The sequence below is a fragment of the Streptomyces sp. NPDC049970 genome, assembly GCF_040660235.1.
Lineage (GTDB): Bacteria > Actinomycetota > Actinomycetes > Streptomycetales > Streptomycetaceae > Streptomyces.
Genome location: NZ_JBFALP010000008.1, coordinates 124408 through 146764, shown reverse-complemented (window position 1 = coordinate 146764; position 22357 = coordinate 124408). Strand labels below are relative to the sequence as shown.

The window sequence follows — 22357 nt, the reverse complement described above, 5'->3', positions numbered from 1 at the left end:
CCCGCTTCATGACCGAGATCGTCCCCGTGTCCGGCCCCGAACTGGTCACCTACGCCGACGAACTGGCCGCCCTGCTGATCGAGGCGGTGGAGGGCGGGGCATCCGTCGGATTCCTCGCGCCGGTGGAGCGGGCGACCGCGGCAGCCTGGTGGCGGGAGCGGGCCGCAGCCGTGGAGTCGGGCCGCCATCAGGTGTGGATCGCCCGGGACGACGAGCGGCTGACCGGCACGATCGGCCTCGTCAGGACGGCGCTGCCCAACGCCCGCCACCGCGCGGAGGTGGCGAAGCTCATGGTCAGGCCCTCGGCCCGCGGCCGGGGAATCGGCCGGGCGCTGCTCGCGGCGGTCGAACAGTGGGCGCTCTCGGAGGGGCTGACCCTGCTGGTCCTGGACACTGAGACGGGGAGCGACGCCGAGCACCTCTACCGCGCGGAGGGCTGGACCCCGTGCGGCTCCGTCCCCGGCTACGCGGCCGACCCGCACGGCACGCTCAGGGCGACCACGTTCTACTACCGGGCGCTCGGCCTGCCGCAGGCCTCCGCGTAGGACGCGCCACAATGGGGTCGACGCCACGCTGACGAGGAGACATCCCATGACGCTGCACGACATCCCGCTCCGCACGCTCACCGGCGAGCCGACGACACTGGGGGCCTACGAGGGCTCGGCGGTACTGCTGGTGAACGTCGCTTCCAAGTGCGGCCTCACTCCGCAGTACGCGGGCCTGGAGAGGCTCCAGAAGGAGTACGGCGACCGCGGGTTCACCGTGCTCGGCGTGCCCTGCAACCAGTTCGCGGGCCAGGAGCCGGGTACCGCGGAGGAGATCCGGACGTTCTGCTCGACGACGTACGGGGTCAGCTTCCCGCTGCTGGAGAAGATCGACGTCAACGGCGAGGACCGGCACCCGCTGTACACGGAGCTGACGAAGCTCGGCGACGCGGAGGGCGCGGCCGGTGACGTCCAGTGGAACTTCGAGAAGTTCCTGATCTCCCCGGCCGGCGAGCCTGTCGCCCGCATCCGCCCGCGTACCGAGCCGGAGGCTCCCGAGGTCGTGGCGGCCATCGAGGCGAACCTGCCGCAGAAGTAGCACGGAGTGCGCGAGGGGGGCGGACCGTGAGCACGGTCCGCCCCCCTCGTCGCCGCTAGCGGATCGGCATCCCGGACAGGGTGCGGGCGATCACCAGGCGCTGGATCTCGCTCGTGCCCTCGAAGATCGTGTAGATCGCCGCGTCCCGGTGCATGCGCTCGACCGGGTACTCACGGGTGAAGCCGTTCCCGCCGAGGATCTGCACGGCCTGCGCGGTGACCGTCTTGGCCGCCTCGCTCGCGTAGAGCTTCGACATCGAGCCCTCGGCCGCGGTGAACGGCTTCCCGGCGCTCGCCATCCAGGAGGCGCGCCAGACCAGGAGCCGCGCCGCGTCGACCTGCGTACGCATGTCGGCCAGTTGGAAGGCGACGCCCTGGTTGTCGATGATCGGGCGGCCGAACTGGGTACGGGTCTTGGCGTAGTCCAGGGCGACCTCGTAGGCGGCCCTGGCGGTGCCGACCGCCATGGCGCCGACGGCCGGGCGGGACGCCTCGAAGGTGGCCATCGCCGCGTTCTTGACGCGCTCGCCGCCGGACCTGGCGCGCTCGCGGGCACGGGCGAGGCGCTCGTCGAGCTTCTCCTTGCCGCCGAGCAGGCAGTGGCCGGGGATACGGACGTCCTCGAGGACGACCTCGGCGGTGTGCGAGGCGCGGATGCCGTGCTTCTTGAACTTCTGGCCCTGCGAGAGGCCGGGGGTGGCCGGCGGGACGATGAAGGAGGCGTGGCCCTTGGAGCCGAGCTCGGGGTCGACGACGGCGACGACGACGTGGACGTTGGCGATACCGCCGTTGGTCGCCCAGGTCTTGGTGCCGTTGAGCACCCACTCGTCCTTGGCCTCGTCGTACACGGCGCGGGTACGCATCGAGGCCACGTCCGAGCCGGCGTCCGGCTCGGAGGAGCAGAAGGCGGCCAGCTTCACGTCAGCGGCGTCACCGTACATCTGGGGGATCCAGGTACCGATCTGCTCCTCGGTGCCGTTGGCGAGCACGCCGACGGCGGCCAGGCCCGTGCCGACGATCGACAGGGCGATTCCCGCGTCGCCCCAGAACAGCTCCTCCATGGCCACGGGGATGCCGAGGCCCGTAGGGTCGAAGAACTGCTGGGCGTAGAAGTCGAGGGAGTAGATCCCGACCTTGGCCGCCTCCTGGATGACGGGCCAGGGCGTCTCCTCACGCTCGTCCCACTCCGAAGCGGCCGGCCGGATCACCTCGGCGGCGAATCCGTGCAGCCAGTCACGGACCTGCTTCTGGTCGTCGTTGAGCTCGAGCGTGAACTCGGCCATGTTCCCTCCATGCACTTCCGGATAAACCCGTTACTAGCGGTAACAACAGTCTGTTACCAGCAAGTAGCCTCTGTCAACCGGTCAGCTGCGGATCAACGTACGGCTGAGCAGGGTGTTACGTTGCCCGAGCATGACGAGATCGCAGGACAGCCGGGTGGGGCGGGAGAAACGACATGGAGACCGCACGAGGGGCCGAACGGCAGCGGACCGCCGCGGAACGGCGGCGCCGGGAACTGCTGGAGGCCGCGGACCGCGTGGTGCTCAGGGACGGCCCCCAGGCGTCGATGAACGCGATCGCCGCGGAGGCCGGGATCACCAAGCCCATCCTCTACCGGCACTTCGGCGACAAGGGCGGCCTCTACCGCGCCCTCGCCAAGCGCCACACCGACGCCCTGCTGAGCGCCCTGCGGGCCGCGCTCGACGCCCCGTCCGAGCGGCGCGAGCGGGTCGAGGCGACCCTGGACACGTACCTCGCGGCGATCGAGGCCCGTCCGCAGGTCTACCGCTTCCTGATGCACCCGTCCGACGACGCGGCGCCCTCCCCCGAGCAGGGCTTCGACGTCGGACGGCACTCCGCCCCGCTGCTGCGCCGGCTGGGCGAGGAACTGGGCAAGGTGATCGTGGAACGGGTCGATCTCGGGCCCGAGAGCGAGCAGATGGCCCGCATCTGGGGACATGGGATCGTCGGCATGATGCACGCGGCCGGCGACTGGTGGCTGGGTGACCGGCCGTGCTCGCGCGAGCAGCTCGTACGCAGCCTCGCCGACCTGCTCTGGGGCAGGCTGGCCGAGGCGGGCGACCTGCCGGGCGGCCAGGGCTTCTGAGCTCCGCCCCGAGCCCGCGGGGCCAGCCGCGCGAGGCGTCAGGCGGTGCCCGTACGGCCCCACGAGGCCTTCCGGGCGGCCCGGAGCGCCCTGGCCCGGCGCAGCCCTGTCAGCCGGTCCGTGTAGACCCGGCCTTCGAGGTGGTCGCACTCGTGCTGGAGGCAGCGGGCGAACCATCCGGTGCCGGTGACCACCACCGGCTCGCCGGTCACGGTCCTGCCCTCGACCACGGCGCGGTCGAAGCGCGGGGTGCCGGCTTCGATACCCGGGAGCGACAGGCAGCCCTCCGGTCCGCGTACGGTGATCCCGTCCGCCTCGACGAGCACGGGATTGACGAGATGACCCAGGTGCCGGACCTCGTCGTCGTCCGGACAGTCGTACACGAACACCTTGAGCGGGACGCCGATCTGGTTCGCGGCGAGCCCGACACCGTTCGCGGCGTACATGGTGGCGAACATGTCCTCCACCAGCCGGGCGAGCGACGGGCCGAAGTCGGTGACGTCCTCGCACGGGCTGTGGAGCACGGGCGCGCCCAACAGGCTCATGGCGCGAACGCGTCCGGAACTGCCGGGGATCGGGCGGTTTCGCATGGGGAGAAGCGTACGTTCCACGTGACCTCCACGTTCGCCGTGGTGCCGAGGTGCGGTCGCCGCGCCGGACATCGATAGGCTGGGCCCGGACTTACGCAAGGAGGATCTAGGACGATGGCAGGCAACACGGAGCCGTTGTCGCCGCGGGCCAAGCTCGCCGTGACGGCGGGCAAGGCCGCGGCGGCGGTGTCGCGCGCTGCGGGGCGCGGCAGCGGATCGGTGATCGGCGGCCGGGTGGCGCTCAAGCTCGACCCCGACCTGCTCGGGCGGCTGGCGCAGCACCTGGACGTGATTCTCGTGTCCGCGACGAACGGCAAGACGACCACCACCCGGCTGATCGCCGAGGCACTCCGGGCCGCGGGCCCGGTCGTGTCGAACGCACTCGGCGCCAACATGCCGGCGGGGATCACCTCCGCGCTGGCCGGCGGCTCGGACGCCAGGTACGGCGTGATCGAGGTCGACGAGAAGTACCTCGCGGGTGTGGCACGCGACACGACGCCGAAGGTGATCGCGCTGCTCAACCTCTCCCGCGACCAGCTGGACCGCGCGGCGGAGACCCGGATGCTGGCCGAGAAGTGGCGTGAGGGCCTGTCGGGCTCCAAGGCCGTGATCGTGGCCAACGCCGACGACCCGCTGATCGTCTGGGCCGCTTCCTCCTCCCCCAACGTGGTGTGGGTCGCGGCGGGACAGGCGTGGAAGGACGACGCCTGGTCCTGCCCGTCGTGCGGCGGTGTGATGCAGCGCCCCGGCGACGACTGGTTCTGCGGCGAGTGCGGTTTCCGCCGCCCCGCGCCCAGTTGGGCACTGAACGGCGACTACGTCCTGGACCCGCACGGTTCCGCGTGGCCGATCCACCTCCAGCTCCCCGGCCGGGCCAACAAGGCCAACGCCACGAGCTCGGCGGCCGTGGCCGCCGTCTTCGGCGTGCCGCCGCAGGTCGCCCTGGAGCGCATGTACCAGGTGCAGGCCGTGGCGGGCCGCTACGACGTCGTCTCCTTCCTCGGCCGTGAGCTCCGGCTCCTGCTGGCGAAGAACCCGGCGGGCTGGCTGGAGACCTTCTCCCTGATCGACCCGCCGCCGACCCCGGTGATCCTCTCGGTGAACGCACGCGGCGCCGACGGCACGGACACCTCCTGGCTGTGGGACGTCGACTACACACAGCTGTACGGTCACCCGATCTTCGTGCTCGGTGACCGCAAGCTGGACCTGGCGGTCCGGCTCGAGGTGGCCGGACTCGACTTCCGTGTCTGCGAGAACCTGGACGAGGCCGTCCAGATGGCTCCGCCCGGTCGCATCGAGGTCATCGCCAACTACACCGCCTTCCAGGATCTGCGCCGTCGTGTCGGCAACTGACCCCCGCGCGGGCTCCCCCCGGAGAGGACGAAGCATGAGCAACAACAGCCTGCGGCTGGTGTGGGTCTACCCGGACCTCCTCAGCACCTACGGCGACCAGGGCAACGCCCTGGTGGTGGAACGCCGGGCACGCCAGCGCGGTCTCGACGTGTCGCGTGTGGACGTACGCAGCGACCAGCCCATCCCGACGTCGGGCGACATCTACCTCATCGGCGGCGGTGAGGACCGGCCGCAGCGGCTGGCATCGGAACGGCTGCGCCGTGACGGCGGGCTGAGCAGGGCCGCGTCGAACGGCGCGATCATCTTCTCGGTCTGCGCGGGCTACCAGATCCTCGGGCACGAGTTCATCAACGACCTCGGCGAGCGCGAGCCCGGCCTCGGGCTGCTCGACGTCGTCTCCACCCGGGGCGAGGGCGCCCGGTGCGTCGGCGACGTCCTCGGTGACATCGATCCGCACCTGGGGCTGCCGCCCCTGACCGGCTTCGAGAACCACCAGGGCATCACCCACCTCGGCCCGTCGGCACGCCCGTTGGCCCGCGTCCGGTTCGGCGGGGGCAACGGCACGGGTGACGGCACGGAGGGCGCGTACAACGACACCGTCTTCGGCACCTACATGCACGGGCCGGTGCTGGCACGCAACCCGCTGATCGCGGACCACCTGCTGAAGCTGGCACTGGACGTGAACGCCCTGCCGCCGTGCGACGACCGTTGGTACGAGGCGCTGCGCGCCGAGCGGATCGCGGCGGCGACACAGCCCGCCTGACGCACCGCGTCCGGACCGGTCCGTTCGCGGGCCGGTCCATGGTGTGCGGGACCGGTGTACATTCGGTCGTCGTCCAGCAGTCGGACAGTGGGTTCGGTACGGACACCCCGCGCCGGTAGGGTGGCGGGGATCCAACCGGACGACGTGGTCCGGCGTCGGCCCACGTTGCAAAGGTTTCCCGGGCAATGCGAATTGGTGTGCTCACCTCCGGTGGCGACTGCCCCGGCCTCAACGCCGTCATCCGTTCCGTCGTGCACCGCGCGGTGGTCGACCACGGCGACGAGGTCATCGGCTTCCACGACGGGTGGAAGGGCCTCCTCGAGTGCGACTACCGCAAGCTCGACCTCGACGCGGTCGGGGGGATCCTCGCACGCGGCGGCACGATCCTCGGCTCCTCCCGCGTCCAGCCCGCGCATCTGCGTGACGGGGTGGAACGCGCCAGGGGACATGTGACCGACCTCGGCCTGGACGCGATCATCCCGATCGGCGGCGAGGGCACGCTCAAGGCCGCCAACCTGCTCTCCGAGGCGGGGCTGCCCATCGTCGGTGTGCCCAAGACCATCGACAACGACATCGCCTCCACCGACGTGACCTTCGGTTTCGACACGGCCGTCGGAGTCGCGACCGAGGCCCTGGACCGCCTGAAGACGACGGCGGAGTCGCATCAGCGGGTGCTGATCGTCGAGGTCATGGGCCGCCACACCGGGTGGATCGCACTGCACTCCGGCATGGCGGCCGGGGCGCACGCGATCGTCGTACCCGAGCGGCCCTTCGACATCGAGGAGCTGACCGAACTGGTCGGCCGGCGCTTCTCGGACGGCAAGAAGTTCGCAATCGTCGTGGTGGCGGAGGGCGCCAAGCCCCGCGCGGGCTCGATGGAGTTCAACCAGGGCACCAAGGACATCTACGGTCACGAGCGGTTCGCCGGCGTGGCCACGCAGCTCTCCGGGGAGTTGGAGCAGCGCCTGGGCAAGGAGGCCCGCCCCGTGATCCTGGGCCACGTCCAGCGCGGCGGCACCCCGACCGCGTACGACCGTGTCCTGGCGACCCGCTTCGGCTGGCACGCGGTGGAGGCCGCCCACCGCGGCGAGTTCGGCATGATGACGGCGCTGCGCGGCACGGACATCACGATGGTTCCGCTGGCGGCGGCCGTGGAGACCCTCAAGACGGTCCCGGCCGAGCGCTACGCCGAGGCACAGGTCGTCCTCTGACCTTCGCGACGCCCCGTGAACCGCCCCCGGCCGCATCAGCGGCCGGGGGCGGTTCTAGTCTGGTCCGGACAACAGGCACGAAACGGGGACGTCCCCAGCGGGAGTGAACAGATGGATCACAGCGGGCACGGCATGAACATGGATCTGCCGCCGTTCACGCTGGGACGGGGGCTCGAGTTCTCGGCGGACCCGTTCTTCCTGATCGGCTGCGTCGCCGCGCTCGTCCTGTACGCGTACGGAGTCGTGCGGCTGCGGGGCCGGGGCGACGGATGGCCGGTGAACCGGATCGTCTTCTTCGTCCTCGGCGTGCTCTCCATCGCCCTGGTGATGTGCACCGGACTCAACGACTACGGCATGGTCATGTTCAGCGTGCACATGGTGCAGCACATGGTGATCAGCATGGTCTCGCCGATCCTGCTCCTGCTGGGCGCCCCGGTGACGCTGGCGCTGCGGTCCCTGCCGGTCGCCGGCCGGGGACGCACCGGGCCGCGCGAACTGCTGCTGATGCTGCTGCACAGCCGCTACATGAAGGTCGTCACGCATCCGGCGTTCACGATCCCGCTCTTCATCGCGAGCCTGTACGCGCTCTACTTCACCCCGTTGTTCGACTTCCTGATGGGATCCACGACCGGCCACCTCTCGATGATGGTGCACTTCCTCGGGGTCGGCCTGGTGTTCTTCTGGCCGATCATGGGGGTCGACCCGGGACCTCACCGGCCCGGTTACGTGATGAGGATGCTGGAGCTCTTCGCGGGGATGCCGTTCCACGCGTTCTTCGGCATCGCCCTGATGATGGCGAGCCAGCCGATGGTGAAGGTCTATGAGAACCCGCCGGCCTCCCTCGGTGTGGACGCGCTGAGTGATCAGACGGTGGCGGGAGGCATCGCCTGGGCGTTCAGTGAGATCCCGTCCGTGCTGGTGCTGATCGCGCTGGTCTTCCAGTGGTACCGCTCCGAGCAGCGGACGGCCAAGCGCTCGGACCGTGCCGCCGACCGTGACGGCGACCAGGAGCTGAAGGCGTACAACGCCTATCTGGCCTCATTGCAGGCGCGCGGGCAGTAGCGGTGGGGGTGTGGGAGGGGTGACCATGGCTTCAACGGCCGTGCGGCCGGTGAGGAGCGTGCGCTCATGCCTGGATCCACGAAGACCATGGGAGTGCTCACTGTCGGCACGCTGGTCGCGGTGACCGCGTACACGGTGGCCCTGGGGAGCAACGGCTGGCTCTGGTTCGGCTGGGTGGTCCTGGGACTGGCCACCCTGGGGATGGTCGCCACCCGGGACACCTGAGGCGGGCCGCACGGGTTCCGCCCCGTGCGGGATGGGCCGGGTGCGGCTCACCCGGCAGGCGGGCCGGTGGTGCGGGTGACCGAGTCGTAGCAGCGGGCACCGGTCCACCGACCGGTGAGGACGCTGCCGGGCGCCGGGGGGAACACTTCGGCGTCGGAGACGTCCGGGGGCATGTCGCGACCCCGGCCCAGGGTGAAGTGGGGGACCCAGCGCGCGGGGTCGAGGAGCGGATCGGGCGGGCCGCTGCCAGGTGACCCGCACAGGATGTGCCACACCGTCTCGTGCAGGCGCAGCAGCGCTTCGTCGGGCCTGACCGCCCAGGCGAGCACCTGCCTCCGGCCCGTGAACCGTACGAGCCCGTCCAGGCGCAGTGGCACGGGCAGCACCGCAAGTGCCTCCCCCAGCCGTGCGCGCGTCTCCGGGAGGAGGATCTCCGCGGTGGCGAGGGTGAGGTGCGGGCGGTTCGTCGGGTGCCGGTGCGCGGCCATGCTGGGCAGCCCCGCCCGCGCCAGTCGCGCCCATACGTCGCGGACGGCCGTCTCGGTGCGCTCGTCCGGCAGCAGCTCCACACTGTGCACGGGTGAAGCCTACGGCCGTGCCGCGGCGGGTGGCGTGGCCAACGGCCGGTGCGGGGTGCGGGGGCCCCATCCCGCAACCCCGCACCGGCCGTGACGGTGTCGTCCGTACGGTCAGCTACCGGCAGCCGCGCGCTTGCGGAAGGCGTGGAGGAGTCCGCCGCCCGCGATCAGCGCCGCCGCGGACAGGCCCACCACGGGGAGCGTGTCGTAGCCGGTCGCCGCGAGGGCGCCGTCCGTCGTCCCCTGGCCGGAACCACCGGACGCGGAGCCCCCGGACGTGGAGCCCCCGGACGCGGAGCCTCCGGAACTGGCACCACCGGACGTGGACGACGAACCGGCGGCCGAGGAACCGGCCGTCGAGGAACCGCCTGCCGACGAACCACCGGCAGTGGAACCACCCGAACCGCCCGTCGTGCCGGAACCGCCGTTGACCACGATCTCGGCGGTGTCGTTGGCCGCGTTCCTGTCGAAGGGCCTGGCCGCCCCGGTGAAGGAGACCTTCCCGGTCGCGCCCTCGACGGCCTTGTCGATCCGCAGGACGAAGGTGTACTTCTCACCCCGCGTCTCGTTCACCCAGGACTGCGAGGTTCCGCAGGTGTAGTGCGTCCTGGTGACCGGGCTGCAGTAGTCGTGCGCCTTCACCACCGTGGTCCCGGACGGGATCCGGACGTCGACGGTCGCCGCCCCCTGCCCCGCCTCGCGGTAGACCCAGGCCGGGCCCTCGTTGACGAACTCCACCGTCGCGGTGACCTTGTCGCCGGCCCTGCCCTCGAGCTCGGCACCGGTCAGCGCGAAGTCGGCCGAGTTGACCGCGGTGACGTCGGCGGACGCGGAGGCCTCGGCATGGCTCGCCCGGTCGTCGTCGGTCGCCGGGGCCTTCTCGACCAGTTTCAGCGGGGCGCCCGTGCCGGGCACGGGCTCCGTGCCGCCGCCGTCGGACGGTCCGGGCTCCGTGGCACCCACAGTCATCGAGACGTTGTCGTACAGCGCGTTGTCCAGCGCCTTGAGCCCGAGCGGCTGGTCCGGCACGTACACGACACCCGGCTTCAGCGGCTGGTCGAAGGCGCACACGGCGAGGTCCCTCTCCGGGGCCTCGTCGTGCGACGGCACCGTCGAGTACGCGCAGTTCGCGTAGGAGTCCGCCGCCGCGAGACCCGAGGTGACGGCGTACGTCACCCACACCTTCCCCACCTCGTCGGTGCCCTTGTTCAGCACCGAGAACGGCACGTCGACACCGCTGCCGGGCTGCGCACCCGTGATCGGCGCGAGCGGCCCGATCCCGAGGTCGGGTTCCGCGGCGACGGCGGGCACGGATCCGAGTCCGGTCAGCGCGGCGGCGGCGAGTACACCGACCGCGGTGCGCGAGAGGCGGCGGCCGGGAAGGGTGTGAGTCATGGAAGATCCCTCGTCATGGCGTGCGGTGGACGAAATGCCGTCTCCGGCAAAACACTTGCACGAGTTGGAGACGTACGCGGAAGCCGATCGGTTGTACCCACCACGCGTCCGAATGGCACGGGCCCGCTGCCAGGACCCCCGACCGGCCTCGCGGGACGGCCGGCGCACCGAGGTCTGATCACCCGGCCGGGCGGGCAGGTGATAGCGCATCAGAGACTGCTCCTCGGCACCTCGGAGGCACATGGAACAGGGCTACGATCGATCATCCGGGAGCGATGCCGGAGCACACCGGCCGGGGCGCGTCGGGGTGCACCGGCGAGGAGTCGACAGCTGTCCGACCGGACACGGCCCGGGCCGGCCGCCCAGGCGGGTCGGCGAGGACGGCAACACCGTGCGTGAACCGGCGGGACGCGGCCACCGGTCCGGCCAAGAAGGCTAGGAGAGAAGCTGTGTTCTATTACGTCCTGAAGTACGTCGTGCTGGGTCCCTTGCTTCGGCTGACCTTCCGGCCCCGTATCGAAGGGCTGGAACACATCCCCGACGACGGTGCGGCCATCGTCGCCGGCAACCACCTGTCCTTCTCCGACCACTTCCTGATGCCCTCGATCCTCAAGCGCCGGATCACGTTCCTCGCCAAGGCCGAGTACTTCACCGGCCCGGGCATCAAGGGGAAGCTGACCGCCGCCTTCTTCCACAGCATCGGCCAGATCCCCGTGGACCGGTCGGGAAAGGAGGCGGGGCAGGCCGCCATCCGTGAGGGGCTGGGGGTGCTGGCCAAGGGCGAGCTGCTGGGCATCTATCCGGAGGGCACCCGGTCGCCCGACGGACGGCTCTACAAGGGCAAGGTCGGCGTCGCCGTGATGGCGATCAAGGCCGGGGTGCCGGTCATCCCCTGCGCGATGGTCGGGACCTTCGAGATCCAGCCGCCCGGCCAGAAGGTGCCCAAGGTCAAGCGCGTCACCATCCGGTTCGGGGAGCCGCTCGACTTCTCCCGCTTCGCCGGTCTGGAGGACCAGAAGGCCGCGATCCGCGCCGTCACGGACGAGATCATGTACGCGGTCCTCGGCCTCTCCGGGCAGGAGTACGTCGACGAGTACGCGGTCAAGGCGAAGGCGCCGCAGGCCGATCAGCCCGGGAAGTTCCCGCGCCGGCCCCGCTGAGAGCGATTCGCGTCCCCCGCCCGGAGAGACCGCGTGGCGACAGGGGTGAGCGGACGGCCGCCGGGAATCATCGGCCGTCCGCTCACGTCAGGGGGTGTTACGGCTTCGGCGTGGCGTGCGGGGTGCACGTCACATCGTGCCTGTCGGTCTTGCCCGTGAGCAGGTAGGACTCCACCCGCTCGTTGACGCAGGGGTTGACCAGGCCGGTCACACCATGCGAACCGGCGCCCTTCTCGGTGATGAGACGGGAGCCCCTGAAGCGCTTGTGCAATTCGACGGCGCCCTCGTACGGAGTGGCGGCGTCACGCTCGGACTGCACGATCAGCACCGGCGGCAGACCCTTGCCGGTACGCACCTCCAGGGGTGTCTGCTGCTTGGCGGACCAGGTCGCACAGGGCAGGTTCATCCAGGCGTTGGCCCACGTCATGAACGGGTTGTCCTGGTGCAGCCTGCTGTTGTCTCGGTCCCACTTCTTCCAGCTGGTGGGCCACTTGGCGTCCGCGCACTCGACCGCGGTGTAGACGGCGTTGCCGTTCTCCGCACTGATGTTGCCCGCGGTGTCCGACAGGTCGGGACCCGCGGCGTCGATCAGCCCCTGGGTGTCGCCGCCCAGGTAGTCGCTCCAGATCTGGGCGGTGGGCGCCCAGGCGGAGTCGTAGTAGGGCGCGCTCTGGAAGAAGCCGATGAGCTCGGCGGGGCCGACGACGCCGCCGATCGGGTTCTTCTTGGCCGCCGCACGCAGCGTCAGCCAGGCCTGCTCGACCTTCGCCGGCGTGTCACCGATGTGGTAGGCGGCGTCGTTCTTCGCGACCCACGCCTTCCAGTCGTCCCAGCGTGTCTGGAAGGCGACGTCCTGGTTGAGGTTGGCCTCGTACCAGATGTTGTCCTTCGAGGGGTCGACGACGCTGTCGACGATCATCCGGCGCACGTGCGACGGGAAGAGCGTGCCGTAGACCGCGCCCAGGTAGGTGCCGTAGGAGACACCCAGGAAGTTGAGCTTCTGCTCGCCGAGCGCGGCCCTGATGACGTCCAGGTCGCGTGCGGTGTTGAGCGAGGTCAGGTGCGGCAGCATCGCGCCGCTGCGCTCGGCGCAGCCGTCGGCGTACTCGGCCGCCAGCTTGCGCTGGGCCCGCTTGTCCGCCTCGCTGCCGGGCACCGGGTCGGCCTTCGGGGCCTTCACGAACTCCTGCGGGTCGATGCAGGAGATCGGCGCCGAGTGGCCGACCCCGCGCGGGTCGAAGCCGACGAAGTCGTACGCCTTCGCGGTCTTCGTCCAGAGGGGGTTCTTGGTGACGACGCGCTTCGGGAACGCCATTCCGGAGCCGCCGGGGCCTCCGGGGTTGTAGAGCAGCGAGCCCTGTCGCTCGTCCTTCGTGCCCGTGCTGACGTGCCGGTCGACGGCGAGCTTGATCTTCTTGCCGTTCGGCTCGGCGTAGTCGAGCGGAACGCTGACCCATCCGCACTGGATGGGTGCGGCTATCGCCCAGTCCGCCGGACAGTCCGCCCAGTCGATTCCGGCCTTCGCGGCCCGGGCGGCTGCCGTCTGTACACCGCGCGCCTCCCGGTCGCCGTGGTGATGACGACCGTCGGCACCTGCGACCGGTGCGGCTATCGCACCCGCTATGAGCGTGCCCGCGATCAGTGTGCCGGCCGAACCGAGCACCGCTGTGCGCCTCAAGTGGAACCTCCCCCTGCGTGATGCGCCGCCGGTGGCGGCGCGGTTGTGCGTGCGTCAGCAGATCCTTTCGTCTGTGAGGTTGCCGAGAGAAGGGCGTACACCTGTTTCTTTACCGAACCAATAACCGGTGCACCCTGTCCCGCTGAGCGAACTCAGGCCGTCGGGGCGGACCTTGATCCCTTGAGAAGCCCCTCCAGAGCGTCGTCCAGGAGCCCCCGGAGCAGCCGGGCGTCGGCGGCGAGCGCCGTCACGAGGACCGCGGGCCCGGCCAGCGGGGCGAGGGACGCGGTGGGGCCCAGCAACCGTGGCGCCGGCAGGTCCTTCTCGAAAGCGGGGTCGACCACGAGCAGTTGCCCCACGGCGCGGTGGCCGCCGAGAACGGCGGCGCCGTCCCAGCCGCCCGGGGCGTCCGGCCCGTACGCCAGCTGCTGGTCGAGCAGCGGGCGTCCGGCTCTACGGACCGTCAGGCGGCTGGAGAGCCGCCCGGTGGCCTCGCCGTGCCGGCCGAGGATCTGCTCGTCACGCAGCACAAGGCTCCCGGTGGCGGCGAGCTCGACGCGGGTGGTCATGTCGAGTGCGCTGCCCTTCGCCGAGATCAGCTGCTCGGGGAGCCAGCGCAGGTCCGCCCCCTCCCCCACCTCGAGTCGTACGTCGTACGAGGCGGGGACCGCGTCCGGGCCGGCACCCGGCAGTGCCACGGTGGCGGCGGCGGAGTCCACGGCCAGCCGCGCCCCTTCCCCGGCCCGCACCTCGATGGCGAGCCGGTCACCGCCGAGGGGCGCGCTCATCGCGCCGATCACGGTGACTCGCGCGTACGCGGCGTCCGGCGACCTGGTCCGGCGCAGGGCGAGCGGACCCTCGCTCTCGAGCACGGGCAGCGCCGTGGAGCCACGTCCGTCGGCGACCGCGGTGATCCGGGCGGTGGCCGAGACGCTCATGCGACCCAGGCGGCGAGCTGCGACCGCACCCAGTCGGCGACGGGTGCGACACCGTTCTCGGCGGTCAGGGAGGTGAACACCACGGGCAGGTCGCCGCGTTGTTCTGCGGCGTCGTGCGCCATCCGGCCCAGGTCGGAACCGACGTAGGGGGCGAGATCGGTCTTGTTGACGACGAGGAGGTCGGCGGTGGCGACACCCGGGCCTCCCTTGCGCGGGATGTCGTCGCCGCCCGCGACGTCGATCACGAACACCTGCGCGTCGACGAGCCCCTTGGAGAAGGTGGCGGTGAGGTTGTCACCGCCCGACTCGACCAGGATCAGGTCGAGCGGCCCCACGGAGTCCTCGAGTTCCTCGACCGCTTCGAGGTTGGCCGAGATGTCGTCCCGGATCGCGGTGTGCGGGCAGGCGCCCGTCTCCACGGCCTGGATGCGCTCGGGCGGCAGCACGGCGTTGCGAAGCAGGAAGGCCGCGTCCTCGCGGGTGTAGATGTCGTTGGTGACGACGGCGATGGAGATCCGGTCACGCAGGGCGCGGCAGAGGGCGGCGACGGTCGCCGTCTTCCCGGAACCCACCGGTCCGCCGAGGCCGATGCGCAGGGCGCGACGGGTGCCGTCGGGGCGTGCGGCGTCGGCGCCGACGGCAGCGGGGCCGTTGTGGTCGTGGTCGAGGTGCATGGGTACGGCTCCTGGTGGTGACGGGGCGGGGGATCGTCGGTTCAGGACGCGAACAGCCTGACCGGCCAGGCCGCGTGGGCCTCCGCGGAGATGTCGAGCATCGGCGCGGACGCCGCGGGCAGGGCGTCGATGCCCTGTCGTGCGGCTGCGGCCGCCTGGTCGGCGACCCGGTCGAGTGCGGGCGCGAGCCGGGCGAGGACGGCGGTGGCCTCGAAGGGGTCCAGGGAGAGCAGCCGGACGACCGCGGTGGCCGGGCCGCTGACGGTTTCGTAGGCGACCCAGTGAGCCGCGTCCTCGGGCCCGAGGCCGGCCGCGCGCGCCGTGAGGCCGAGGACGACCGGCTGGTGCGCACCGCGCGGGAGGGCTGCGGCGAGCGCGGTCAGTTCGGGGCTGGGCCAGGTCGCCCGGGCGGCCCTCATCAGCTGCCGGCCGAGCTTGCGCGCGACGGCCCGGAGGGCGGGTGAGGGGGTCCGGGCGTCGGCGGCCTCGTCCAGGGCGAGGGGGTCAAGGCCGTGGGCCGCCGCCGCGGCGAGTGCGGCCGAGGTGAGACCGGTGGTGTGGAGCCTGCCGAGGCAGAAGTCCGCCAGGTCCCGGGCGTCGCGGATCCGTCCCGCCTTGACGGCCGGCTCGGCGCCGCCTGAGTGGGCGTGGCCACCGGCGGGGAACCGGCCGTCGGCGAGGACGAGCAGGGCTGCGCGCGTCGTCATGAGGTGTGGTCCGTGTTCAGAAGAGGAAGTAGCGCTGGGCCATGGGGAGTTCCGCCGCGGGAGCGGGTTCGACGCGATCGCCGTCGATGGTGACGGCGAAGCTGTCGGCGTCCACCCGGACCTGGGGCAGCGCGTCGTTCTCGCGCATGTCCGCCTTGGTGACTCCCCGGGTGCTGGTGATCGGCACGAACCTCTTGCCGAGCCCCAGCCGCTCCGGAAGCCCGTCCTCGACGGCCGGGGCGGAGACGAAGTTGAAGGAGTTGGCGGCGGGGGCGCGGCCGACGGCTCCGAACATGGGCCGGGGCATGACCGGCTGCGGGGTGGGGATCGACGCGTTGGCGTCGCCCATCTGCGCGTACGCGATCTGGCCCCCCTTGATCACCAGTTGGGGCTTGACGCCGAAGAAGGCCGGGTCCCACAGGACGAGGTCGGCGAGTTTGCCGGGCTCGACGGAGCCGATCTCCCGGTCCAGGCCCTGGGCCACCGCGGGGTTGATGGTGTATTTGGCGACATAGCGACGCGCCCGGTTGTTGTCGGCCGAGCCGTCGCCGGGCAGGGCGCCGCGTCGCCGTTTCATCACGTGGGCGGTCTGCCAGGTACGGAGGATCACTTCGCCGATGCGCCCCATCGCCTGGGAGTCCGAGGAGATGATCGAGATGGCTCCGAGGTCGTGGAGGATGTCCTCGGCCGCGATGGTCGACGGCCGGATCCGGGACTCGGCGAAGGCCAGGTCCTCCGGCACCGCGGGGTTCAGGTGGTGACACACCATCAGCATGTCGAGGTGTTCCTCGATCGTGTTGACCGTGTGCGGCCGGGTCGGGTTGGTGGAGCTGGGCAGGACGTACGGCTCCGAGACCACGCTGATGATGTCGGGAGCGTGCCCGCCTCCCGCGCCCTCGGTGTGGTAGGCGTGGATCGAGCGCCCGGCGACGGCGGCCAGCGTGTCGGCGACGAAACCGGCCTCGTTGAGCGTGTCCGTGTGGATGGCGAGCTGCGCGCCGGTCTCCTCGCAGACGCTCAGGCACGCGTCGATGACGGCCGGGGTGGCGCCCCAGTCCTCGTGGATCTTGAACCCCAGCGCTCCGGCGCGCAGTTGGGAGTGCATGGCGTCGCGGGACATCGTGTTGCCCTTGCCCAGCAGACCGATGTTGACCGGATAGCCGTCGAGCGCTTCGAACATCCGGGCGAGGTGCCAGGGGCCGGGGGTGATCGTCGTGGCCTTGGTGCCTTCCGCCGGGCCCGTGCCGCCTCCGACGAGCGTGGTGACCCCGGAGGACAGCGCCTGGTCGACCAGGGTCGGCGAGATGAAGTGCACGTGGGCGTCGATGGCACCAGCGGTGACGATCTTGCCGTTGCCCGCGATGATCTCGGTCTCGGGCCCGATGACCAGGTCGGGGTGGACACCGTCCATCGTGTCGGGGTTGCCGGCCTTCCCGAGGCCGGTGATCCGGCCGTCGCGGATGCCGATGTCGGCCTTGACGACGCCCCAGTGGTCGATGACGACCGCGCCGGTGATGACGGTGTCCGGCGCGCCCTCGGCGCGGGTGGTGCGCGCCTGGCCCATCGATTCGCGGATCACCTTGCCGCCGCCGAAGACGGCCTCGTCGCCGGCCCGCCCGGGGCCCCCGGACCTGTCCTCCTCGATCCGTACGACGAGATCGGTGTCGGCGAGCCGGATGCGGTCACCGGTGGTGGGCCCGAACAGGTCGGCGTACACGGGGCGGCTGAGCTCAGGCATCGAGGGAACCTCCGGTGTCGCCACGCAGTCCGGGGACGATGCGCAGGCCTGCGAGCGGGACGAGTTCGACGTCTACGGGGATGCCCGGCTCGAAGCGCACGGCGGTTCCGGCGGCGATGTTGAGCCGCAGCCCGCGGGCTGCGGCACGGTCGAACTCCAGGCCGGTGTTGGCCTCGGCGAAGTGGTAGTGCGAGCCGACCTGGACGGGCCGGTCGGCGGCGTTGAGGACGGTGAGGCGCGTGACGGCGCGCCCCTCGTTGAGCGGCACCGTGCCGTCCGCGTAGAGGATCTCTCCGGGAATCATCGGCTGCTCCCCCGTCAGACGATCGGGTCGTGGACGGTGACGAGCTTGGTGCCGTCGGGGAAGGTGGCCTCGACCTGGACGTCGTGGATCATCTCCGGGATGCCGTCCATGACGTCGTCGCGGGTGAGCACCTTGCGGCCGGAGGCCATGAGTTCGGCCACGGTCCGCCCGTCGCGGGCGCCCTCCAGGAGGTGCGAGGTGATGAGCGCGACCGCCTCGGGGTGGTTGAGCCGCAGTCCGCGCGCCCTGCGCTTCCCGGCGACGTCGGCCGCCACATGGATGAGCAGGCGTTCCTGTTCGTGCGGAGTCAGTTGCACGCTTCCACCCTCTTCGTCTACCGCCCGGTACCTGCCCCGGGCGCAGCGGGACCCTATCCCGGCTTCAACACTCTGTTGAACGATGAAGAGGGTTCCGCGGCCAGGTATTGCACGTTAGGGCGGAAGTTTTTCCAACGCGTTAACTGCTCTTTTGCGGACCCATGGACATCAGGCCGCGCAACCCGTTCTCCAGGACCTCGGGCTCGGACCCGCCGAACAGCGCCTCCTGCGCCAGGAACCCCTGCGCGGTGGCGATCACCGTGCGGGCGACGTCGTCGGCGGGTACGTCGGCGCCCATGAGCCCCGCCGCACGGTAGGCCTGCACCAGCTTCGCCCAGGCCGTACGCATGCCGGCGTAGCCGTCCCGGAGGGTGGCGGCCAGCCGCTCGTCGCGCAGGGTCTCCGCCCACACCTGGACGATGAGCGCGGCGCACGTGCGGCGCTCCATGCCGTACACCTGCCCCGTGAAGACACCGCGCAGCACCCTGCCCAGGAGCACGTCCGGGGTGGGCGGCGGCGCCAGTTCCGCCGCCTCGTCGAAGGCCTGCCGGATGCTCAGGAAGGCCTCGTCGGCGATGGCGGCGATCAGGTCCTCCTTCCCGGCGAAGTAGCGGTAGACGGCCCCCGCCGACAGGCCCACCTCTTTGAGTACGTCCTGCATCGACGTGCCGTGGAACCCTCCGAACGGTGGCGGCCGCTCTTCTCGCCGCCCCGGTGGTGACTCTCGCGCTCCGGGCCTTCGCACGGCCCGCCGCACGCATCGCTCCGCGCTACCTGCCCGTGGGCATCGCCGGAGCGGCACCGGCCGCCGAACAGCTGCGGGAGCGGTTCGAGCGGCAGGAGGGAGCCTTCGAGATCCACCGTTACACCGACGATGCCGCGACCCGCTCCGCGATCGAGGACCGGGTCGTATACGGGGTGGTGGTGATCACCGCAAGGGGCCGCTACCGGTCACCGCCTCCGCCGCGGGGCCGGTCGTCCCCCAGCTGCCGACGGGGCGGTCACGGCGGCGGCCCCCTCGGAAGGCGGGATACCCGTCACCGACGTCGTCGCCGCGCCGGAGGCCGACCCGCGCGGCAGCGCGCTCGGCGCGAGCGTCCTGCCGCTGACGCCGGCCGGGGTCGCCGCCGGCGCGATCGTGACCCTGCTGAAGCTGCGCGGCGGGCGGGCCGGCAGTCGCGCCGGCCCTGTGGACACCGCTCGGCCCGACCGCCGTCCTGGTGGGCGGCCGTGGGCGGCCGGAGTCCGCCGCACCCAGGACCGGGTCCGACGCCTTGGCTCCGGAAAGCCCGCGCTCAACAGCTGAAGGACTTCGCCGCTCACGACGCGCCCGACGGGTCGACGAGTTTTCCTCGCCCGTTCGGCGTAGGGGGTCCCCCGCACGAGGGACAGCCCAACTTGCGCAACAGGCACGGACGCTGAACGGAATATCTCGTTCCGACGCTGGTGCGGGGCTGGTCGGGCAGGGCGGCCAGATCTCCCGATCCGCCCTGTCCACTCGAACGGATCAGTGGTGACGACTCTCACATATCGCCGCTTCAGCGAGGAAATCCGGCAGTGCGTGCGTAAAGATCCCTGGGACGACAAGCCCCCGCCGCCGCGGCGGGGCGGTCCGGGCGGACGCCGAGTCCTGCCGCTGTCCGGATGCCTGGTCGACAGAAGTGGATCGGCAGGAGTGGAGGACCCGAGCACAACGGGCCGACCGGACACGCCGGACGGCCCTCGGGGTGAAGCCGCACAGGTCCTGTCCGAAGCCTCGCCGTACGCCCTGAGGGCGCCGCGCGGGACTTCGCGCACACGGGCCGGGGCGGCCGGGCGACTTCGCCAGCCCGAACCCGACAGGTCATCTTTCACAGGCGGCTGACGAAGGGTTGCGCATGACTGCGCAGGTTCATGTCCCGTCACTGCTGGCCCGGGTCGGTACCGCCTCGGTTCTCACATTCGCCGTCGGCACCACCATGCTGGCTCCCGGTCTCGTCGACGACGCGGAGGCGGCGCCCCATTCGGCGAGGGCTCTCGACGTCGCGGCCTCGAAGAAGGGTGCGCCCTACCGATACGGCGCCGCGGGCCCCCACCGGTTCGACTGCTCGGGCCTGACGCTCTACTCGTTCAAGAAGGCGGGCAGGAAACTCCCCCGCACGGCCCAGCAGCAGTACAACAAGACCCGCCACATCCCCAGGTCGCAGCGGCAACGCGGCGACCTGGTCTTCTTCCACGCGGGACGCGGTGTCTACCACGTCGGCATCTACGCCGGCAGCGGGAAGATCTGGCACTCGCCGAAGACCGGGGCCGTGGTCCGGCTGGAGAAGATCTGGTCGAACAGCGTCTGGTACGGGAGGGTCCGCTGACACCTTCGTCCACCAGGTGCTGACGCCTCCCGTCCGGCGCCTCCCCACCAGGATCAGTGCAGCAGGGGCTCGGTCACCAGCACGAGTCCCAGCGCGGTGAGCGCCGCGCCGCTGCCGCCCTCGATCACGCGGGCGGTACGCGGCCGGCGCAGCCACCGGCCGAGGCGGTCCACCAGGAGGGCCACCGCGGGGAACCATACGAGCGCCAGCAGCACGACCACCGAGGCGAGCAGCAGGGTCCTGGGCAGGGGCGCCTGGCCGTCGGGGACGAACTGGGGCAGCAGGCTGAGGAAGAGCACGGGCGCCTTGGGGTTCAGTGCGTTGGTCAGGAATCCCTGGCGCAGCGAGCGTCCGGGCCCCTTGGGTGCACCCTGGTCCTCTTCTTCCGCTCCCGGCCCCGTGACGGCCCGCCGCCGCATCGAGTGGAGGCCGCTGAGGCCGAGGTAGAGCACGTAGGCGCCACCGAGCAGCTGGACGGTGCGGAACAGCACCGGCATCGTGACGAGCACTGCGGCGAGCCCGGCGACGGCAAGCGCGGTGTGCACCAGCAGCCCTCCCGCGACTCCCACCGCGGTGGCCAGACCCGAGCTCCGGGATGCGAGTGCGTTGCGCACGACGACGGTGAAGTCCGCACCCGGCAGCGCGACCATGCCGGCCGCCACGGCGGCGAAGGCGAGAAGTTGTGCGTCCATGAGTACACCCTGGCCTCTTCGGCCCTCTACTGTGTACTTGCAATCTTCTGGGTCTGCCAAAAGGAACGCTTAATGTACGACCCGACACGGCTGGCCGCGCTGGTGGCGGTGGCCGAGGCGGGCTCGATCACCCGGGCCGCCGCGAGGCTGGGCTACACCGCGCCCGCGCTCTCGCAGCAGCTGGCCAAACTGGAGCGGGAGTCGGGGGCGGCCCTCCTCGTCCGGCACCACCGGGGGGCACGGCTGACGGCCGCAGGTGAGCTGCTGGCAGGCCGGGCCAGGCGCGTCCTGGACGAGATGGACCAGGCACGGCACGAGCTGGCCCGGCTGGCGGGGCTGTCCGGGGGCAGGCTGCGCGTCGGCACCTTCGTGACGGCCGGGATCCACCTGCTGCCCCCGGTCCTGACGGCGTTCCGGCGGGCCCACCCGGACGTGGAGCTGACGGTCACGGACTACGAGCCGCCCGCCGGTGTGGCCGCCGTGGCGACGGGCGACGTGGACCTGGCACTGACCCACGCGTACGAACCAGCGGCCTCCTCTCCCCTGCCGTCCGGGGTCTCGGCCGAGCCGCTGCTCGTCGAGGAGTTGGTACTGGTCACCGCACCGGGGCAGATGCTCGCCGAGGGCAGCGGCCCGCTGCCGGTGGCCGAACTGGCGGGCCGGCCGCTGATCAGCAGCGCACCCGAGCACCCACCGCGCCGCGGTGTGGAGCGCGCTCTGGCCGAGGCGGGTGCGACCCCCGCCGTCGTGTGCGAGTCGCCCGGCTACGCCCTGGTCTGCGCCCTGGTGAGCGCGGGTCTCGGTGTGGCCGTGGTTCCGGAGATGGTCGCCGCGATGTCCCCGGCACCTCTGGCCGTACGGCGCCTGGAACCTGCCGCCTTCCGGCGGACGATCTCCGTCGTCCACCGGGGGGACGAGAACACCGCCGCCGCGACGACCCTGATGGCGCTGCTCCGGAGCGGCTTCGGACGGGTCGGCGTCCCGTGAGAACCGGTCAGGCCTGAGCGGGGACGACCCAGGGAAGGGCGATGGACACGGTCTTCCCCCCGTCAGGGGTGGGGCTGACGCCGAGCCTGCCCCCGCGTTCCTTGGCGAGGGAACGGATGATCACCATGCCGCGTCCGTTGTCCTGCCGGACCGCCGCGGGGAGCTTCTGCGGCCAGCGGGGGTGGCTGTCCGTCACCCCCAGGTACAGCTCGACGTCACGGTCGAGCCGCAGGTCGATCGTGAACGTCGGCGACAGACCGAACGTGTGCTGGACCGCGTTCGTGGTGAGTTCGGAGACGATCAGCCGTACGGCGTCGGCCATGTCGCTGTCCTCGTCCAGGCCCCAGTCGGTGAGTACCCGGGCCACGTATCTGCGGGCCTCGGACACCGAGACCGGGTCGCTCGGCAGAGTGACGGTTGCTTCCTGATGGTCTGCCATGGCGACGTC

General features: G+C 71.3%; 24 protein-coding genes and 2 pseudogenes. 12 read left to right on the top strand and 14 right to left on the bottom strand.

The genetic code is table 11. The annotated features are described in order from the left end of the window. Positions 1-8 precede the first annotated feature (8 nt). A complete protein-coding gene (locus tag AB0I83_RS17340; RefSeq protein WP_356532745.1) occupies positions 9-545 on the top strand; it encodes a GNAT family N-acetyltransferase in 537 nt (178 codons plus the stop codon). Positions 546-591: 46 nt separating this feature from the next. After that, entirely contained in the window at positions 592-1083 is a 492-nt protein-coding gene (locus AB0I83_RS17335; RefSeq protein WP_356532743.1) for a glutathione peroxidase, read from the top strand. Between the two features lie 55 nt (positions 1084-1138). On the opposite strand, the gene AB0I83_RS17330 is transcribed toward AB0I83_RS17335, so the two are convergent. Further along, entirely contained in the window at positions 1139-2365 is a 1227-nt protein-coding gene (locus tag AB0I83_RS17330) for an acyl-CoA dehydrogenase family protein (protein WP_356532742.1), read from the bottom strand. Positions 2366-2538: 173 nt separating this feature from the next. On the opposite strand from AB0I83_RS17330, the gene AB0I83_RS17325 reads away from it, so the two are divergent. After that, positions 2539-3189: a TetR family transcriptional regulator gene (locus AB0I83_RS17325; RefSeq protein WP_356532741.1), complete on the top strand. Its 651-nt coding sequence runs from the start codon at positions 2539-2541 to the stop codon at positions 3187-3189. Between the two features lie 38 nt (positions 3190-3227). Here AB0I83_RS17325 and def read toward each other — a convergent pair whose 3' ends face one another. Beyond that, positions 3228-3779 (bottom strand): peptide deformylase, encoded by a 552-nt coding sequence (gene def, locus AB0I83_RS17320; RefSeq protein WP_363305126.1) that lies wholly within the window; start codon positions 3777-3779, stop codon positions 3228-3230. Between the two features lie 114 nt (positions 3780-3893). On the opposite strand from def, the gene AB0I83_RS17315 reads away from it, so the two are divergent. The 5 genes from AB0I83_RS17315 to AB0I83_RS17295 all read left to right on the top strand — a co-directional run bounded on the left by AB0I83_RS17315 (position 3894) and on the right by AB0I83_RS17295 (position 8393). Next, complete coding sequence (locus AB0I83_RS17315; protein WP_329035149.1) at positions 3894-5132, top strand: MurT ligase domain-containing protein; 1239 nt, start codon at positions 3894-3896, stop codon at positions 5130-5132. 34 nt (positions 5133-5166) lie between these two features. Then, positions 5167-5895 (top strand): glutamine amidotransferase, encoded by a 729-nt coding sequence (locus AB0I83_RS17310; RefSeq protein ID WP_356532737.1) that lies wholly within the window; start codon positions 5167-5169, stop codon positions 5893-5895. Between the two features lie 185 nt (positions 5896-6080). After that, positions 6081-7106, top strand: coding sequence for a 6-phosphofructokinase (locus AB0I83_RS17305; RefSeq protein WP_356532735.1), 1026 nt, complete (start codon positions 6081-6083; stop codon positions 7104-7106). A gap of 111 nt (positions 7107-7217) precedes the next feature. Next, positions 7218-8168, top strand: coding sequence for a cytochrome c oxidase assembly protein (locus tag AB0I83_RS17300; protein ID WP_356532733.1), 951 nt, complete (start codon positions 7218-7220; stop codon positions 8166-8168). Positions 8169-8234: 66 nt separating this feature from the next. Beyond that, positions 8235-8393 carry a hypothetical protein gene (locus AB0I83_RS17295; RefSeq protein ID WP_033301001.1) on the top strand — a complete coding sequence of 53 codons (159 nt, stop codon included), beginning with the start codon at positions 8235-8237 and terminating at the stop codon, positions 8391-8393. Between the two features lie 47 nt (positions 8394-8440). On the opposite strand, the gene AB0I83_RS17290 is transcribed toward AB0I83_RS17295, so the two are convergent. Next, positions 8441-8971 carry a 2'-5' RNA ligase family protein gene (locus tag AB0I83_RS17290; RefSeq protein WP_363305125.1) on the bottom strand — a complete coding sequence of 177 codons (531 nt, stop codon included), beginning with the start codon at positions 8969-8971 and terminating at the stop codon, positions 8441-8443. A gap of 111 nt (positions 8972-9082) precedes the next feature. Continuing rightward, complete coding sequence (locus AB0I83_RS17285) at positions 9083-10366, bottom strand: peptidase (protein ID WP_363305124.1); 1284 nt, start codon at positions 10364-10366, stop codon at positions 9083-9085. 449 nt (positions 10367-10815) lie between these two features. On the opposite strand from AB0I83_RS17285, the gene AB0I83_RS17280 reads away from it, so the two are divergent. After that, complete coding sequence (locus AB0I83_RS17280; protein ID WP_363305123.1) at positions 10816-11526, top strand: lysophospholipid acyltransferase family protein; 711 nt, start codon at positions 10816-10818, stop codon at positions 11524-11526. A gap of 97 nt (positions 11527-11623) precedes the next feature. On the opposite strand, the gene AB0I83_RS17275 is transcribed toward AB0I83_RS17280, so the two are convergent. The 8 genes and pseudogenes from AB0I83_RS17275 to AB0I83_RS17240 form a co-directional block, all read right to left on the bottom strand. Further along, complete coding sequence (locus tag AB0I83_RS17275; RefSeq protein ID WP_363305122.1) at positions 11624-13204, bottom strand: alpha/beta hydrolase; 1581 nt, start codon at positions 13202-13204, stop codon at positions 11624-11626. 152 nt (positions 13205-13356) lie between these two features. Further along, positions 13357-14142 (bottom strand): urease accessory protein UreD, encoded by a 786-nt coding sequence (locus AB0I83_RS17270; protein WP_356532725.1) that lies wholly within the window; start codon positions 14140-14142, stop codon positions 13357-13359. Next, positions 14139-14816 carry an urease accessory protein UreG gene (gene ureG, locus AB0I83_RS17265; RefSeq protein WP_363305121.1) on the bottom strand — a complete coding sequence of 226 codons (678 nt, stop codon included), beginning with the start codon at positions 14814-14816 and terminating at the stop codon, positions 14139-14141. Before ureG ends, AB0I83_RS17270 begins: the two co-directional genes overlap by 4 nt. A 41-nt stretch (positions 14817-14857) precedes the next feature. After that, a complete protein-coding gene (locus tag AB0I83_RS17260) occupies positions 14858-15523 on the bottom strand; it encodes an urease accessory UreF family protein (protein ID WP_363305120.1) in 666 nt (221 codons plus the stop codon). A 16-nt stretch (positions 15524-15539) separates the two neighbouring features. Then, positions 15540-17261 (bottom strand): urease subunit alpha, encoded by a 1722-nt coding sequence (locus AB0I83_RS17255; protein ID WP_363305119.1) that lies wholly within the window; start codon positions 17259-17261, stop codon positions 15540-15542. Beyond that, on the bottom strand, positions 17254-17565 hold the full coding sequence (locus AB0I83_RS17250; RefSeq protein WP_363305118.1) for an urease subunit beta: 312 nt from the start codon (positions 17563-17565) through the stop codon (positions 17254-17256). Before AB0I83_RS17250 ends, AB0I83_RS17255 begins: the two co-directional genes overlap by 8 nt. Before the next feature lie 14 nt (positions 17566-17579). Next, positions 17580-17882, bottom strand: a complete 303-nt coding sequence (locus tag AB0I83_RS17245; protein WP_356532717.1) for an urease subunit gamma — start codon at positions 17880-17882, stop codon at positions 17580-17582. 139 nt (positions 17883-18021) lie between these two features. Continuing rightward, positions 18022-18643: pseudogene (locus AB0I83_RS17240) on the bottom strand (TetR/AcrR family transcriptional regulator). Here AB0I83_RS17240 and AB0I83_RS17235 point away from each other — a divergent pair. Next, positions 18597-19053, top strand: a pseudogene (locus AB0I83_RS17235) (ABC transporter permease); the annotation flags it as partial. The pseudogenes AB0I83_RS17240 and AB0I83_RS17235 overlap by 47 nt on opposite strands. Positions 19054-19759: 706 nt before the next feature. After that, on the top strand, positions 19760-20230 hold the full coding sequence (locus AB0I83_RS17230; protein ID WP_363305117.1) for a C40 family peptidase: 471 nt from the start codon (positions 19760-19762) through the stop codon (positions 20228-20230). Positions 20231-20283: 53 nt separating this feature from the next. Here the strand turns inward: AB0I83_RS17230 and AB0I83_RS17225 are convergent, their stop codons facing one another. After that, a complete protein-coding gene (locus tag AB0I83_RS17225) occupies positions 20284-20922 on the bottom strand; it encodes a LysE family translocator (protein WP_363305116.1) in 639 nt (212 codons plus the stop codon). 72 nt (positions 20923-20994) lie between these two features. Between AB0I83_RS17225 and AB0I83_RS17220 the strand changes: the two genes are divergently transcribed. Further along, positions 20995-21909 carry a LysR family transcriptional regulator gene (locus tag AB0I83_RS17220; protein ID WP_356840728.1) on the top strand — a complete coding sequence of 305 codons (915 nt, stop codon included), beginning with the start codon at positions 20995-20997 and terminating at the stop codon, positions 21907-21909. A gap of 7 nt (positions 21910-21916) precedes the next feature. Here the strand turns inward: AB0I83_RS17220 and AB0I83_RS17215 are convergent, their stop codons facing one another. Next, complete coding sequence (locus tag AB0I83_RS17215) at positions 21917-22348, bottom strand: ATP-binding protein (RefSeq protein ID WP_356840730.1); 432 nt, start codon at positions 22346-22348, stop codon at positions 21917-21919. Positions 22349-22357 lie beyond the last annotated feature (9 nt).

Coding starts and splice junctions, on each gene's coding strand:
- AB0I83_RS17340 (WP_356532745.1), top strand. CDS start 9: ATGACCGAGATCGTCCCCGTGTCCGGCCCCGAACTGGTCACCTACGCC.
- AB0I83_RS17325 (WP_356532741.1), top strand. CDS start 2,539: ATGGAGACCGCACGAGGGGCCGAACGGCAGCGGACCGCCGCGGAACGG.
- AB0I83_RS17250 (WP_363305118.1), bottom strand. CDS start 17,565: ATGATTCCCGGAGAGATCCTCTACGCGGACGGCACGGTGCCGCTCAAC.
- ureG (WP_363305121.1), bottom strand. CDS start 14,816: ATGCACCTCGACCACGACCACAACGGCCCCGCTGCCGTCGGCGCCGAC.
- AB0I83_RS17260 (WP_363305120.1), bottom strand. CDS start 15,523: ATGACGACGCGCGCAGCCCTGCTCGTCCTCGCCGACGGCCGGTTCCCC.
- AB0I83_RS17315 (WP_329035149.1), top strand. CDS start 3,894: ATGGCAGGCAACACGGAGCCGTTGTCGCCGCGGGCCAAGCTCGCCGTG.
- AB0I83_RS17305 (WP_356532735.1), top strand. CDS start 6,081: ATGCGAATTGGTGTGCTCACCTCCGGTGGCGACTGCCCCGGCCTCAAC.
- AB0I83_RS17220 (WP_356840728.1), top strand. CDS start 20,995: ATGTACGACCCGACACGGCTGGCCGCGCTGGTGGCGGTGGCCGAGGCG.
- AB0I83_RS17300 (WP_356532733.1), top strand. CDS start 7,218: ATGGATCACAGCGGGCACGGCATGAACATGGATCTGCCGCCGTTCACG.
- AB0I83_RS17255 (WP_363305119.1), bottom strand. CDS start 17,261: ATGCCTGAGCTCAGCCGCCCCGTGTACGCCGACCTGTTCGGGCCCACC.
- AB0I83_RS17225 (WP_363305116.1), bottom strand. CDS start 20,922: ATGGACGCACAACTTCTCGCCTTCGCCGCCGTGGCGGCCGGCATGGTC.
- AB0I83_RS17270 (WP_356532725.1), bottom strand. CDS start 14,142: ATGAGCGTCTCGGCCACCGCCCGGATCACCGCGGTCGCCGACGGACGT.
- AB0I83_RS17310 (WP_356532737.1), top strand. CDS start 5,167: ATGAGCAACAACAGCCTGCGGCTGGTGTGGGTCTACCCGGACCTCCTC.
- def (WP_363305126.1), bottom strand. CDS start 3,779: ATGCGAAACCGCCCGATCCCCGGCAGTTCCGGACGCGTTCGCGCCATG.
- AB0I83_RS17215 (WP_356840730.1), bottom strand. CDS start 22,348: ATGGCAGACCATCAGGAAGCAACCGTCACTCTGCCGAGCGACCCGGTC.
- AB0I83_RS17335 (WP_356532743.1), top strand. CDS start 592: ATGACGCTGCACGACATCCCGCTCCGCACGCTCACCGGCGAGCCGACG.
- AB0I83_RS17285 (WP_363305124.1), bottom strand. CDS start 10,366: ATGACTCACACCCTTCCCGGCCGCCGCCTCTCGCGCACCGCGGTCGGT.
- AB0I83_RS17330 (WP_356532742.1), bottom strand. CDS start 2,365: ATGGCCGAGTTCACGCTCGAGCTCAACGACGACCAGAAGCAGGTCCGT.
- AB0I83_RS17230 (WP_363305117.1), top strand. CDS start 19,760: ATGACTGCGCAGGTTCATGTCCCGTCACTGCTGGCCCGGGTCGGTACC.
- AB0I83_RS17295 (WP_033301001.1), top strand. CDS start 8,235: ATGCCTGGATCCACGAAGACCATGGGAGTGCTCACTGTCGGCACGCTG.